A 14,362-nucleotide genomic window follows, 5' to 3' on the forward strand; every position below is an offset into this window, starting at 1 on the left:
GGAGAACGAATGAATCCGCAGCTGACCCCGGGCGACGCCTACAGCCTGATTTCCGCCAACGTGCAGCGCGTCGTGCAGGGCAAGCCCGACGTGGTCCGGATGGCGATCGTCGCCATGTTCGCCGAGGGCCACGTGCTCCTGGAGGACGTGCCCGGCCTCGGCAAGACCACACTGGCCCGGTGCCTCGCGGCCAGCGTGGAAGGCACGTTGAACCGGATCCAGTTCACGCCGGACCTCCTGCCCGGCGACATCACCGGCGCGTCGATCTACCACCAGAGCAGCGAGCGGCTCGAGTTCCACCCCGGCGCGATCTTCGCGAACATCGTGCTCGCGGACGAGATCAACCGCGGCACGCCGAAGACCCAGTCGGCGCTGCTGGAGGTGATGGCGGAGTCGGCGGTCACGGTCGACGGGCAGCGCTACGCGATGCCGCGCCCATTCGTCGTACTGGCCACCCAGAACCCGATCGAGCTCGAAGGCACCTACCGGCTGCCGGAGGCGCAGCTCGACCGGTTCCTCGTGCGGCTCAGCGTCGGCTACCCCGCTCACGACGCCGAGGTGCAGGTAGTGCTCGGCGACATGGCGGGCGCGACGCCCGCGCAGCTCGGACCGGTCATGAACCAGGAGACGCTCGCCGGCGTCATCGCCTCGGTACGGCAAGGGCAGGCACATCCGGCCGTCTGCTCGTACGCCGTGAGCCTGGCGGAAGCGACTCGGCAGCACGAACTGGTGCGTTTCGGCGCGAGCCCGCGCGGCAGCGTCGCGCTGGTTCGTGCCGCGCGGGCATGGGCCGCCACCGACGGCCGCGCCTACACCACGCCCGACGACGTCAAGGCCGTGGCCCCCGCGGTGCTCGAACACCGGCTCGTGCTCACCCCGGAAGCGGAGCTCAACGGCCGCAAGCCCGCCGACGTGCTCGCCGAGGTGCTGCGGGCGGTGCCCGCTCCCGGTGGCTCGGCGACGGTCCGGGGCTGAACCGTGCCGTCCATTCCTGCTGCCCGCGGCCTCCGGCTGACCCGCCGGGGCACCGGCCTGCTGGGCGCCGCCACGTTCTGCCTCGCCGCCGGGATCGGGCTGGGGTTCCCGCTCCTGCGGCTGGTCGCCGGCGCGGCGATCGCCGTGGTCATCGTCGCTGTGCTGAGCTGCCTGCGCCGGGTGAGCGTCGACGTCCACCGTGAACTCGTGCCCGACCGGGTCGAGCGAGGCGATACCGCCGTTGCCACGCTCACCCTGACCAACCGCTCGCGGCGGCGCAGTGGTGGGTTCACCGCCATCGACCCGCCCACTGAGGACGCCCGTCTCGCCGTGCACCCGCTCGCGCCCGGCGCGTCGACCGAACGCATCTACCCGTTGCCGACCCGGCGGCGCGGCGTGCTCACGGTCGGCCCGCTGACCGTTCGGCGCGCCGATCTGCTCGGCCTGGTCGCCGCGGACGCCCGCGGCGGAAGCACGTCGACGCTGCTCGTGCACCCGCGGCGGCACCGCGTCGGTGTGAGCCTGGGCGCGCACCCGCGGCATCACCACGAGGGGCTCATCACCCCGCGGCCGATGGCGGGTTCGGCCGACCTGCGCGCAGTGCGCGAATACGTGCTCGGTGACGAGTTGCGGCACGTGCACTGGCGCGCCACCGCGAAGACCGGCCGGATGATGGTGCGCGAGTACGTCGACCCGGCGCAGCCCCGGTTCACCGTCCTGCTCGACGACCGCGCCGGAGCACTCGACGAGGACGGGTTCGAGGCAGCCGTGGAAATCGCCGCTTCGCTCACTCACGCGGCCACGACCGCGGGCACCCAGACCCGGCTGCTCACGACCACCGGCCTCGACCTGAACACCCGGGGTGGCGTGGCGGGCAGCCGCGTGCTGCAGGACGCCCTCTGCGCCGTGGAACAAGGCACCCAGGAGCTGCTCCCCGAGGTCCTGGTGTCGCGATGCGACCGCGGGACCAGCCTGACCCTGCTCGGCGGCATGTTCGAGACCGCCTTCGTCGGCGCCTTGGGCAAGCGGGCGCGCGAGGTGACGTTGTTCGACTTCGGGCACTCCGCGCCGGTCGTGCTGCCCGGTGTGACCGTCATCAAGGAGCGCGACGCCGTCGTGGCCGCGGCGGCGTGGAACCGGGTGGTGGCCGCATGAGCCGGTTCGCGGCGTGCGCCGCGGTCGTCGTCGCGGCCGGTATCGGCGGGCTGCTGTTCCAGCCGGTGTTCACTCTGCCCGCGTTGCTGGTCCCGGTGCTCGCGGCCTGCGTGGCTGTCGTGGCCGCGGACCTCGCCGCCGTGCGCGCGCCGGCGGTTCTGCGGCCGCCGCTGGCCCTGCTGTTCGGGCTGCTGGCCCTCACCTTGACCGTGTTGCGCCCGACGTTGAACGGCGTCGTGCCGACGTCGGCGACGGTGCACGCGCTGGGCGACGGAGCGCTGCACGGGTGGCTGCGCACCGTGGAGAGCACGTGGCCCGCCCGGCCGGAGCCGGAGCTCCTGCTGTTCGTGCCCGTGCTCGTGCTGCTGACCGGCGTGCTCGGGGTCGAATGCCTCCGCCGGGACCGCAGCCCGCTGGTGGCGCTGGTCCCCAGCCTGGCGCTGGCCGGGCTTTCGCAGGCGTTTTCCGTGGCCGACGGCGGGGACGCCTTGCTGTTCGGCGGCGGCTACACGGTCGCCGCGGTCGTCGTCCTGGCCGCGGCGAGGTCGGCGGAGAACCGGATCGGGGCACCCACCGGGCACCGGCGTAGCGCACGGCTCGGCGGTTCGGTCGCCGGGTATGCGCTGCCGGCGGCGGCGACCGTCGCGGCGATCGCGGCCGGCTGCTTGGCGTTCACGGTGTGGACGCCGCTGAGCAGGCCCGCCTATTCGCTACCCGCGCACCACCAGCCGCCGGTGGTCACTTCGGTGCTGGCCAATCCGCTCGACGAGATCGGCTCACGGCTGGCGACCCCGGCCGCAGAGGTGTTCCACGCCCGCGCCTCCGCGCCGGTCGATCGGTGGACCGTGTCGGTGCTGGATCGCTTCGACGGGGTGAACTGGACGAGCAGCGCGCGCTTCCGGCCGCTGGGCAGTGCGCTGCCGGCCCTCGTCGGAACTCCGGCCGGCGACCCGATGGCCGAAGCGACCGTCACCCTCGCCTCGGCGCCGGGTGCGTGGCTGCCCACGGTCACCCGAACCGACCACGTCGACGGAGCCCGTCCGCTGGTGGACGCCGCCACCGGGACCCTGTTGTCGACCCAGGCCACGGACGGTCTCGCCTACCGCCTGTTCTGGCGCCCGCCGTCGGTGGACGTCAAGAAGCTGACGTCGTCCGAAGTGGACGGTACGGCGAACGGGCTGGAGTCGGCCGCGCAGCTGCCGAAGGAGATCGCGCCGCTGCTGCGCGAAGCCACCGGCGGATCGGGCCCGTCGCTACGGACCGCGTTCGTCCTGGAACAGTGGTTCCGCAAGAACTACAAGGTGGCCTCGGGAGAAGACATCCCGACCGGGCACGGCTACGCCCAGCTGGGCTTCTTCCTCGGCTCGAGCAAGCGCGGCACGAGCGAACAGTTCGCCACGGCCTACGCCGTCCTCGCCCGCGCGGCGGGTCTCCCCGTGCGGGTGGCGGTCGGCTTCCGGCAGCCGGCGGCCGCGCCGGGCGGCACGGTGGTGGTGCACAACAGCGACGTCCTGGCGTGGCCGGAGGTCGCGGTCCGCGGCGTCGGCTGGGTGCCGCTCGATCCCGCCGGCACGGCCACCGCCGACGCCGGACGGCCGGAAGGCAGCGTGGCGCAGGCCACCGAGGATGCGCGCAAGAACCTCCCGCCACAGCCTGACAACCGGCCGCAACCGACGCCGAACGTCCCGCCGCAGCAGCCCTCGGACGGTACGCCGTGGTGGGTGTGGGTCGCCGCGACGCCGTTGGCTCTGCTCGTCTTCGCGGCGCTGACACCCGTGGTGGTCAAGTCCGTTCGGCGCTACCGGCGTCGTCGAGGCTCACCGGCGGAGGCCGTGGTCGGAGCGTGGCTCGACGCTCGCGACCGGCTGCGGGACCGCGGAGTCACGGTGGTGCCCGGCATGACAGCACGAGAGCTCGCGGCGCAGGTCGGGCCCGACTACCCCGAGGGGGTCAGCCAGGGACTCCGGCAGCTGTCCCAGAGCCTCGACCTGGCGTTGTGGTCGGGGTCGATCGCTTCACCGGAAGTGGCGCGGCGGGCCTGGTCGGCGTCCCACACCGTGCGCGCCGCCAGCCGAGGCAGCTTGTGGCAGCGGATCGCTTCGTTGTTCGCGGTGCGCAGCCTGATACCCGTGCGAGCGTGAAGTTGCCGAAGGGGCGCCGGGAAACTCCGGCGCCCCTTCGGCATTCCGCGATTGGCTAAGTGCCTTGATGCACGCATTGTGCCTGGCGGATGCCGAGGCTTTCACTGGCGGCGGTGCGGTTCCCGCTGTCCCAGGTGGCCTGGATCTGGAAGCAGTACCGCTTGCCGGCCGTCACGTCGACCGTGTAGCTCGTCTGGCGGTCGGCGAGTTTGACGGTCGGCGCGGAGCCGCCTTCTTCGGCGATCACGACCGCGTAGTCCCAGTCCGGTCCGCCCGTCCACGAAAGCCGCACCTGCGCGCCCAAGTCCTCCGGCGGGGCCAGGACCGGCGCCGCCACGGCGGTGGTCGGCGAGACCGGCGCGGGTGAAGGCGCCGGAGCTGCCGCGGGGGATGAGGTGTCCCTGGTCAGCAGAACGGTGAGCCCGCCGCCGGTCACGACGACGAGCGCGGCCGCGCCGGCGATCAGCCAGCGGGTGGCCGCGGACAAGCGCTTGGGCTGCTCCGGGACGGGGACACCCGGTCGCGCGGTGGTCTCGTCGCCTTGAGGGATGCCGGCGGCGAAGCGCGTGTCTTCGGGACGGAGCCCCGTCGACGAGGTGTTCTCGTACGCCGCGTCCGGGACCCACCGGGTCCGGCTCGGTACCGACGGCGCGGCGATCGCCGCCAATTCGGTCGCGAAGTCGTTCGCGCTGACGGGACGTGCGTCCGGGTCGGGTGCGAGTGCCTTGGCCAGCACGGCCGAGAACGCCGGGCCGGCCACCGACTCCGGAAGCCGTGGCGCCGGAGTCGTGACCGCGCGCACTTTGTAGTCGCGCAGGGGCTCGCCGGGGGCGCGGGGAACGGGCGGGTGCCCGGTGAGCGCAGTGTAGAGCGTCGACCCGAGACCATAGACGTCCGACGAGAACGTGGACCGGCCCTGGTAGACCTCGGGTGCGGCGTGCTCCCATGTCGCGTAGTCGGCCCGGGCGCCGTCGGCGTTCGTGTGGAGGGACAGGCCGAAGTCACCGAGCAACGGGTCGCCCGAGCCGAGGAAGAGGATGTTCGACGGGGTGACATCGCCGTGAACCCGTCCGGCGTCGTGCACCGCCTGCAGGGTCGTCGCCAAGCGGACGCCGAGTGCCGCGGCTTCGTCGGGCCGAAGCGGACCGCGGGCGATCCGCGCGGCCAGCGATTCCCGGCACAGTTCCATCACGACGTACGGCCGGCCGTCACCGGGGATCACGCCGCCGTGGAACACGGCAACCACGCCAGCGCGGGTCGGCAGCCCGCCGATCGCCTTGCACTCGGCCTTGAACGAATCGCGCGAGCGGCCGTCGAGCAGCGAGGTGTGGAACAGCTTGACCGCGACCTCCCGGTCGAATTGTTCCTCGATGGCGCGGTAAACGGTGGCGAACCCACCGCGAGCGATCAGCCGGAGATCGGACAACCCCGGTATCCGCGGAATGTCAACGCCGTTGTTTTCGAAACCCACTCGGAAAGCGTAGCGCCTGGCACCCGCGTGACGATAGTTCTCGCGAGAAGTGCGGACCACGTAGGAGAAAAAGTGCGCATCCGGTTGTCAGTCCGTGATCCACGTGACGGGGTGTTACGCGATTTCGGTATCGAATGCGTACCGGAGAATACGGCGGGCGAAGTGCTCGACGCCCTGGCTGTGGCGCTCGGCGGCGTCCGGCCGGTGGCCGCCGACGGCGTCCGGATCGATCCGGCCGTCCCGGTCGTCGCATCGCCGGTGCGCGACGGTGCGATCCTGGACTCGTCGGGGTTCGACGAGCCGCGTCCCGTCGTGCCACCCGGCCCGGTCCTGCGGGTCCTGTCCGGTCCGTACGCCGGCCGTTCGCGGCCACTGAGCCGGGGAGGGACGGTACGCGTCGGGCGCGGTGGCGGTGCCGACCTGCCGCTGGCCGACAGTGACGTGACGCGCCTGCACTGCGTTGTCCAGTGGGACGGCGCTCGGGTGCGCATCGCCGACACAGGGTCCCGCAACGGCACCGTGGTGAGCCACGACGGGAAGTTCGAAGGCCGGCCGAGGCTGGCGAAGGACGGGTTCGCCGACCTGCCGCCGGGGGAGCAGTTCCAGGTCGGGGGAACCCGGCTGACGGTCGAGTTCCGGGCGCCGGGTGCGGCTCCGGGATCCGACGGCCGGGGAGGTCTCCTGGTCAACCGCTCTCCGCGCCTTCGTGCGAGGTTCTCGGCGTCCACGGTGGAATTCCCGGCGCCGCCGGTTGTCCAGTCCGCGAACCGCGGCCCCTTGCTGCTGCTGGCCGGCTTGCCGCTGGTGCTGAGCGTGGCGATGGCGATCGTCTGGCGCCAGCCCTCCTACTTGATGTGGGCCGTGCTGTCCCCGGCGATCGCGGTGGGGATGTGGTGGCACTTCAGACGCGCCGCGAAGCAAGCCAACGCGGCCGGCGCCCAGGACTACGACCGGCGGCTCGCTGCGGCGAAGGTCGCTGTGCACGCTCTGGTCGACGAGGAGGACGCCTTCCTCCGCCGGGAGTGGCCGGCGCCGATCACCGTGCTGGAACGGGCCGATCCGGCGGCCGGCGGATTGTGGCAACGACGTGCGGGTGATGACGACTGGCTCCGGTTCCGGCTGGGCCGCAGTTCCCGCGCGGCGTCGGTCCGGGTGAACGGTCCGGACGCCGCCGACGGGTGGCGGCCGCCGCGGCTCGTCGACGCGCCCGTCGGCGCAGACCTCGCCGGTGGGGCGCTCGGCGTCGCCGGTCCTGCGGCCGACGCCGAGCGCGTGCTCGACTGGCTGCTGGTGCAGGCCGCCGTCCTGCACGGCCCGGACGAACTGCGGATCGTCGTCCTCGCACCCGGCTCACGGAGTCTGTTGTGGACTCGCTGGTTGCCGCACCTGAAGAGCGATTCCGGCGGCGTGCTCGCGGCATGGGCAGTGGAAGATCTGGCGAGAGTCGTGAAGCCGCTCACGGACCTTGTCCGGAACCGGCTGGAAAGCCGCCACGCCGGCGACATCGTCGCCGACACGCTGGTGGTGCTCGTCGGCAGCCGGGAGCTGGGGCGGCGGCAGGACATCGCCGATCTCCTGCGTGAGGGCCCGGCGGCGGGGCTGCGCTTCGTCTGCGTCGACGACTCGGTCACGTCCTTGCCCAGCCGGTGCGGCGCCGTCCTCAGCCTCGAGCCGGCCGGCGACCGGCTCAGCCTGGCCCAGGCCGACCCGATCGCCGTGACCGCCGACCGCATCGACGCCATGTCGGCGGAACGGGCGGCGCGGATTCTCGCACCCCTGCGGGTCGTCGGTGCGGCGACGGCGGGGGCTGCCCTGCCGGATCTGGTCCGGTTGAGCGAGATCGTGCCGGCGGCCGAAGAGAACTCCATCCGTGCCGGGTGGCGGCTGGCACCGGAGTGCACGAGCGTGCCGATCGGCAGTGACGCGTCGGGCATCGCGCACATCGATCTTGTCAAGGACGGTCCGCACGGTGTGATCGTCGGCACCACCGGCGCTGGCAAGAGCGAGTTCGTGCGGACCCTGGTCGCGTCGCTGGCCCTGGCGAACTCCCCGGCCCACCTCAACTTCCTCTTCGTCGATTTCAAGGGGAACTCGACGTTCCCGCTGCTCGAACGCCTCCCGCACGCGGTGGGCACCGTCACGAACCTCGACGGCGCGCTGCCCCGCTTCTTCACCGCCCTGCAGGCCGAACAAGAGCGGCGGCAGCGGATGTTCGACGACGCCGGGGTGAGCGAGTTCGAGCAGTACCCCTCGGCGGCCGCCCGGCAGGGGCTGCCATCGCTGGCCCGGCTGGTTCTCGTGGTGGACGAGTTCGCAATGCTCAAGCTCCGCCTGCCGACCGCGGTCGACGACCTCGTCGAGGTCGGCCGGGTCGGCCGTTCCCTCGGTATCCACATGCTGCTGGCCACGCAGGACGAAGCCGACGTGACCACCCAGATCAAGCGCAACTCCGAGCTGAAGGTCGCGCTGCGCGTCAGCCGGGCGGTGAGCGACCTGCTCCTCGACAGCCCGCTCGCGAGTGAGATCGGGGTACGGCAGAAGGGCCGCGCGGTCCTTCGGCAGTCCGGCGTGCTGCGCACGGTCCAAACCGCTTGGTGCGCCGCGCCGAGCGGCAGTGCGCAGGCCGTCGCGTTGCGCGCGGTACCGCTGCGGGACTCGGACCTCCAACTGCCTGAGCCGGTCGAGGACGAGCGGAAGCCGGATTCGGCGCAACGAACCGAGCTGCTCGACTTGATCGAGGCGATCGCGCTGGCCGCGGACGGAACCGGCACGCCCCATCGGCCGTGGCTACCTCCCCTGCCGGAACTGCTCACCCGGGAGCGGTGCGCGCCGGCCCCGTTCGCGCTGAACCTGGGGCTTCGTGACGACCCCGCGGGGCAGCGGCAGATCCCGTTCGCGCCGCGGCTCGGTGGCGGCCACCTCCTGCTGGTCGGCGCGCCCCAGTCCGGCCGGACGAGCGCGTTGCGCGCGATCGCCTGCGGGCTGGTCGCCGACACCTCGCCGGACGCCGTCCAGCTCCACGCGGTCACGGCCGGCCACGGTCTCGGTGAACTGGCGGACCTGCCCCACACCGGCGTGGTCGCCGACGCCGGTGACGCCTGGCGGGTGGAACGGCTGCTGGTCAGGCTCGGAGCGGAAGTCCAAGCACGTCGGGAAACGCTTGCCGGGGCCGGCGTGGGCAGCCTCGACGAGCTGCGTGAACGCGATGCCGCCGCACCGCCGCACCTCGTGCTGCTCGTCGACGGCGTGGACGTCGTCACCGAGCGCGACAGCTGGGCACCGCTCCTGCAGCGGTTGCTCGAAGACGGCGCGGCCGTCGGGCTGACCGTCTGCGTGACGAGCACCGGGACGAAGCTGCGGGCGCGGTTCGCCGGGCTCTTCGAACACCGCCTGAGTCTTCGGCGACCCGACAACGACTGCCTCGGCACACTCGGATTCCCGCACCGCGCCGACGTCACCAAGCTCCCGCCCGGCCGCGCGCTCCTGCGTGACGACTCGACGCTGGTCCAGGTCCCGTTGCTGGCCGCGGATCCGTCCGGGACCGCGCAACGCACAGCACTCGCCGAGGAGGTCGCCAAAGCGGCGAAGCGCTGGCTGGCCCCGATGCGGAAACCGCTGCGGGTCGACCGCATCCCGGCGTCGCTGTCGTTGTCGCAAGCCGCCGCCTACGGGAGCGGGCCGGGCCCGCGGATCGCGCTGCTCGGCGTCGGCGGTGACGAGCTGACCGCGCACTGGGCCGACTTCGACAAGGACCACGTCGTGGCGATCGCCGGTCCGCAACGTTCCGGCCGGACGACCGCGCTCTGCGCAACAGCGCTGAGCGCGGCCGCGAACGGATTGCGCGTCGCCGTGATCGCCACCCGGCCGGGCACGGCGTACGCCTCGCTCGAGCGAGAGGGCGTCTCCGTGGGCGGCGAAGAATCGTTGGCCGAGTTCATGGCACGGGGTCTGGACGTACTGCTCGTGGACGACGCGGACCGGATGGCCGTTCCGGAGCCGTTGCCCTTCGGGAAGCCCGGGCTGCCGGCGCTGGTGGCCGCATGCCGCCTCGACAAGCTCCCGTCGTACGGCCGCAACCTGGCGCAGGCGGTGCTCGCCGCCGCCGAAGTCGGCGTCGTGCTCCGGCCCGGGCGCACCGAGGTGCTCGGCGTCGAGTTCCCGCGTCCGGTGCTCGACTTTCCGATCGGCCGCGGATACCTGGTGTCGCACGGCGAAGCAGTGCTCGGCCGGATCGCCGAGCCGGATGCCGTCACGGTGGTGCGGTGACGGTCAGCCGACGAACCGGAACGTGTCCGCGATCGTCGTGAACACCCGGTCGAACTCGGCGGCGAAGTCCACATTGGGTGTGCTGAAGGCCAGCACGGCCACCCGGTCGAGGCCGGGAACCGGGATGTGGAACCGGCGCGTGAAGGCTTCGGTGCCGGTGCGGGGGAAGCGCACGCGTCCCCAGGTGGTGAAGGCGGGGCCGCCGGAAAGCAGGTGCAAGCCGGTCTCGACGCCGCCGGCGAGGGCTTCCCGCTGGATCTCGTCGCGCACGCCTGCACCCCTTCCGACGGGTGGGGAGAGCGCCACGGTGACGTTGGCGGTGAAGACCTGGACGTGGCCGGAACCGTCGTCGACGAAATCGGTGTGGAGGCCGACGAGCAAGACCTCGGCGTGGGCGGAAAGCCTGCGCAACTCGAAGGCCAGGGGAGCCACGGTTCGTGCCAGCTCCGATTCGTCGTGGGTGGTGACGCCGTGCTCGGTGAGGGTGCGGACGACTTCGGTGGTCAGGTCGGGCAGCCGGGGATCGATTTCCAGCCAGGATTCGGGGAGCCGCAGCCGGACACCATCGGCGGTCCGGATTGCCACGGGATTCGCGGTCATTTCTTGGCCTCGCCCAGTGCCTTGCCGAACAGTTCCCACTCGAGATCGTTGATGTTCTCCCCCGTTCGCGGGGTGACGGTTTCCGGCCGGTACCACTTGCCGGTCATGTCGTCGTGCACCGCGTTCCGGGCCTCGATGACATCGTGGATTTGCTTGCCGGCGTTCGCCATGCCGTAGCCTCCCCGCAGGGCGTGCTCAGCACCGGCCACACCGGGATTCTTGAAGAAGACGGTGAGTTCCTTCTGCGCTTCGTCCACGTCGTGGCTCCAGCTGATCGGAGCGCCCTTCCTGCCGGCGGTCACGAACCCCGCCTTCCCGACCGCGCCGACCGCACTGGCGCCGAGGACCAGCCCGGCGTCGAACAACTGCGGTGCCTTGCTGTGGTCGGCGAGCGTCTGGAGCCCGCGGCCGGCGAGCGCGATCGCCTCCATCCCGAGTCCGGCGGCGTAGATGATCCCCGCCGCTTCCGGGCAGATGATGCCGAGGAAGGGTGCGGCGGCGGTCAGGTACTGCCCCCAGTCCGACATGCCGATGAGGAACTCGTCGAACTCCGTCGAGGTGACGATGGCCTTGAACCCGTGCACCGCCATCTCGAGCACGTTCCGGTGGTAGCTGTGTGCGATCTCGCTCGCGTGGTCGATCGCTTCCGCGGCGCGGTTGCCCGCGTTCAGGTGAAGCTCGTGGATGGTGCTCGCGGTGCGCCGCGCGGCGTCCAGGCGGTCGGCGGCCAGCCCGGACTGGGTCGAGGCGTAGGCGGCTTCGCGGTCGGCTTGCGACTTGGCCGCCGTCGCCTGACGGCTGACCTGTTCGTCTTGCTGGATGTGGTGCTGGGCTTCGGCTGTCCCGGCGACGTCGGCGGTCAGCTGGCTGACGACCAGCCGCTGGCGGGTGAAGACCAGCCGCGTCTGCGCCGAGGTGGCCTGCTGTCCCGACTCGGCCGACCGCCGCTGGGCGTCGGCCAGCTTCCGTCGGAACAATTCGGCGTCCGCTGCCGCGGACGCGGCCGAACGTTCGGCCTGCTGAGCGTCGGCCTGACTGTCTTCCAGGGCGTCCGCGTAGGTGGTCAGCGCGTCGCCGGCTTCCCGGTAGGACTCCGAAAGCCGATCGAGGTCGGAGCACAGTTCGGTGACGGATCGCCCGAAGGCCTCGGCTGCTTTTCCCGACCACGTCTCGCTGTCGTCACCCCGCTTGATCGCGCGAAGTTCCTCGCGTGCGGTTTCGGCGCGTTCCGAGATGTCCAGGAAGTCCTTCGCCGTGCTGCGTACTTGTTCTGGATTCCCCGGAGCCGGGTCCCAGCCGAGTGCCTCGAAGGTCACCGAGGCCCTCCGAACGTCTGCACCACTTCACCTTCCGTGCCGGTGTAGGCACCGACTGCCTGGTCGAGCCGGGCGGCGAAGTCGTCGATCTTCTTGCGCAATTCGCGACGGCCGTCTTCCCACTTGCCGACGAAGTCGTGCACCGAGTCCGCCAGCCGCGAGTGCCCGGTCTCCCCGGCGTCGAGCGGATCCGCGTCGGCCAGGCATTCGAGGTCGCCGTGGATCTTGCGCACGGTGGTGGCCAGCCGCCCCACCGCGGTGGGATCGATCGAAAACCCGGTCACTGCGGGATCCGAATGGCGTGCGAAGTGAAGCTGGAAGGCATACCAAAAGGTCGCCCGGGCTCGCCGGCCCGTTACGGCGAGGGCCTCGCCCTCCCGCCGACGGAGCGTCGAACAACCGCAGGCGACAGCCGAGGGTGAGCCCCACACGGCCCGGCGAAGCGGTGGGAGGCGTGCCGTGCAGCTATTCTGGAGGGGCAGCAATGACCCGGGACGACGGCGGTCTCGGGGAGGAAGCCGCCGCCCGTCCCAGGCCCGCGACGGGTGCAGCGCACCCGATGTCGCCGGGGTGGCTCTGGCTGTTTCGGCGTCAGCGCTGAAGCTGATGGTGAGCCGTTAGGGCTCGACAGTTCGGCGCCACGGGTTTCAATCCGTTGCCTCTGCCAGTTGAGCTACAGGGGCGCGGCGTCGTGACTCTACGGGATCTTGAAGTTTGTTGCTCGAGCACTGCAAGCGGACGGTCATGGTACCAAAATCGGGCGTGGTCAAAGAGCTTGTAGCGTCGGCAGACGCTGACGTGAGCCGACTGGCGTACGGCCGCACTGCGGCGCTATGGTCTGTCGCATGAACACGCATCCTGTGCATGGAGTAACTGTTCAGGTCGTTTCCGGTCCGTGAGCGGGCCGTGTGGGATGATCTTGCTTGTGGGGGATGGTGTTCGTCCGTCGTATGACGAGCTGGCTGCGCTGGTTGCAGCGCAGGCGGTGGAGCTCGCGCGTGCGCGGGAGGAGATCTCCGCGTTGCGGGCCGAGGTTGCCCAGTTGAAGCGCCGCCTCGGGATGAACTCGGGTAACTCGTCGATGCCGCCGTCCTCGGACCGGTTCGCCAAACCCGCTCCGAAGTCGTTGCGTGGCAGGAGCGGCCGCAAGCAGGGCAAGCAGCCTGGTGCGCCCGGTGTGAACCTGTCGCTGGTCGAGGACCCCGATCAGGTCGTGGATCATGTGCCGTCGTCGTGTTCGGGGTGCGGCACCGGGCTGCAGCGGGCTGATCGTGCGGGAGTGATCCGGCGGCAGGTGGTGGACTTGCCCGAGGTGCGCCCGTCGGTGACCGAGCATCGCCTGCACCGGCTGCGCTGCCGCGGCTGCCACCAGGTCACCACCGCGCCCGCACCGGCCGAGGCGACCGCTCCCGCGTGTTACGGGCCGAACGTGACCGCACTGGCGGTGTATCTGCTGACCTACCAGCACACCCCGGTCGCGCGGACCGCGCAGCTGCTCCAGGATCTGATGGGCCTGCCGGTGTCGACCGGCTGGGTCGCCGGTGTCCTCACCCCGGTCGCCGCCCACCTCAAGGGGTTCGCCGAGCAGGTCGAGCAGGCGTTGCGGGCAGCGCCGGTGGCGCATTTCGACGAGACCGGCATCCGGGTCGAGGGGAAGAACTGGTGGCTGCACGTCGCTTGCACCCCGCACCTGACCACGTATTTGCCGCACCGGCAGCGTGGTGGTGAAGCGATGGACGAGTTCGGGATCCTCAACTACTTTCGCGGTGTCGCCGTCCACGACGGGCTGATGTCGTATCAAGATTTCGGCCGCAACCACGCCCGCTGCAACGCCCACCACCTGCGCGAACTGGTCGCCGCCGCCGAGGCCCACCCCGAGCACACCTGGCCCACGATCGCGTTCAAGACTCTCGAAGCACTCAACACCGCCGCCCATGCCGCACGAGACGCCGGCCTGAACGTCATCCCCGCCCACATCCGCGATCCGCTGATCTCGAGGTTCGTCCGCACCATCCATCTCGGGCTGCTGCTGCACCCACCGAGCCGGGGCCGTAAGCAAAGCAAAACCCGGAACCTGCTGGTGCGCCTGCGCGACTACCAGCACCAAGTGCTGCTCTTCGCCCGCAACCTGCAGGTCCCGTTCACCAACAACCAAGCCGAACGCGACCTCCGCATGATCAAAGCCCAGCTGAAGATCTCCGGCGGCTGGCGCACCCAGCACGGCGCCCAGGCATGGTTGCGTGTCCGCGGCTACATCTCCACCGCCCGCAAGAACGGCCTCCACATCATCACCGCGCTCCGCGACGCCGTCACCGGAAACCCCTGGCGACCAACAACTATCTAAGAGGTTGTCTCATGTGGTGAGTTTGCGGAGTTTCTTGTAGCAGGTGAGGCTGGCTCCGAGGATGAGGAAGGCGAGGAAGTGCTCGGCTTTGCGT

Annotated in this window: 9 protein-coding genes; 5 read left to right on the forward strand and 4 right to left on the reverse strand. The window is 71.1% G+C overall.

The window, feature by feature from the left end; translation table 11 throughout:
* The first annotated feature begins 9 nt into the window (after window positions 1–9).
* The 3 genes from AB0F15_RS39420 to AB0F15_RS39430 are packed head-to-tail and all read left to right on the forward strand — an operon-like array spanning window position 10 to window position 4,271.
* Window positions 10–975, forward strand: a complete 966-nt coding sequence (locus tag AB0F15_RS39420; protein ID WP_360281967.1) for a MoxR family ATPase — start codon at window positions 10–12, stop codon at window positions 973–975.
* 3 nt (window positions 976–978) lie between these two features.
* Complete coding sequence (locus AB0F15_RS39425) at window positions 979–2,130, forward strand: DUF58 domain-containing protein (protein ID WP_360281969.1); 1,152 nt, start codon at window positions 979–981, stop codon at window positions 2,128–2,130.
* Entirely contained in the window at window positions 2,127–4,271 is a 2,145-nt protein-coding gene (locus tag AB0F15_RS39430; RefSeq protein ID WP_360281971.1) for a transglutaminaseTgpA domain-containing protein, read from the forward strand. Before AB0F15_RS39425 ends, AB0F15_RS39430 begins: the two co-directional genes overlap by 4 nt.
* A gap of 55 nt (window positions 4,272–4,326) precedes the next feature.
* Here AB0F15_RS39430 and AB0F15_RS39435 read toward each other — a convergent pair whose 3' ends face one another.
* Entirely contained in the window at window positions 4,327–5,742 is a 1,416-nt protein-coding gene (locus AB0F15_RS39435) for a protein kinase (RefSeq protein ID WP_360281973.1), read from the reverse strand.
* Window positions 5,743–5,904: 162 nt separating this feature from the next.
* Here AB0F15_RS39435 and AB0F15_RS39440 point away from each other — a divergent pair, with 162 nt between their 5' ends.
* On the forward strand, window positions 5,905–10,008 hold the full coding sequence (locus tag AB0F15_RS39440) for an FtsK/SpoIIIE domain-containing protein (RefSeq protein ID WP_360281975.1): 4,104 nt from the start codon (window positions 5,905–5,907) through the stop codon (window positions 10,006–10,008).
* A gap of 3 nt (window positions 10,009–10,011) precedes the next feature.
* On the opposite strand, the gene AB0F15_RS39445 is transcribed toward AB0F15_RS39440, so the two are convergent.
* The 3 genes from AB0F15_RS39445 to AB0F15_RS39455 are packed head-to-tail and all read right to left on the reverse strand — an operon-like array spanning window position 10,012 to window position 12,208.
* On the reverse strand, window positions 10,012–10,593 hold the full coding sequence (locus AB0F15_RS39445) for a hypothetical protein (RefSeq protein ID WP_360281977.1): 582 nt from the start codon (window positions 10,591–10,593) through the stop codon (window positions 10,012–10,014).
* 11 nt (window positions 10,594–10,604) lie between these two features.
* Entirely contained in the window at window positions 10,605–11,924 is a 1,320-nt protein-coding gene (locus AB0F15_RS39450) for a WXG100 family type VII secretion target (protein WP_360281979.1), read from the reverse strand.
* On the reverse strand, window positions 11,921–12,208 hold the full coding sequence (locus AB0F15_RS39455; protein ID WP_360281981.1) for a hypothetical protein: 288 nt from the start codon (window positions 12,206–12,208) through the stop codon (window positions 11,921–11,923). The genes AB0F15_RS39450 and AB0F15_RS39455 overlap by 4 nt, the downstream gene beginning before the upstream one ends.
* A gap of 701 nt (window positions 12,209–12,909) precedes the next feature.
* On the opposite strand from AB0F15_RS39455, the gene AB0F15_RS39460 reads away from it, so the two are divergent.
* Window positions 12,910–14,268, forward strand: a complete 1,359-nt coding sequence (locus AB0F15_RS39460; protein ID WP_360281983.1) for an IS66 family transposase — start codon at window positions 12,910–12,912, stop codon at window positions 14,266–14,268.
* Window positions 14,269–14,362 lie beyond the last annotated feature (94 nt).

The organism is Amycolatopsis sp. NPDC026612, from assembly GCF_040638285.1.
Classification (GTDB): Bacteria; Actinomycetota; Actinomycetes; order Mycobacteriales; family Pseudonocardiaceae; genus Amycolatopsis.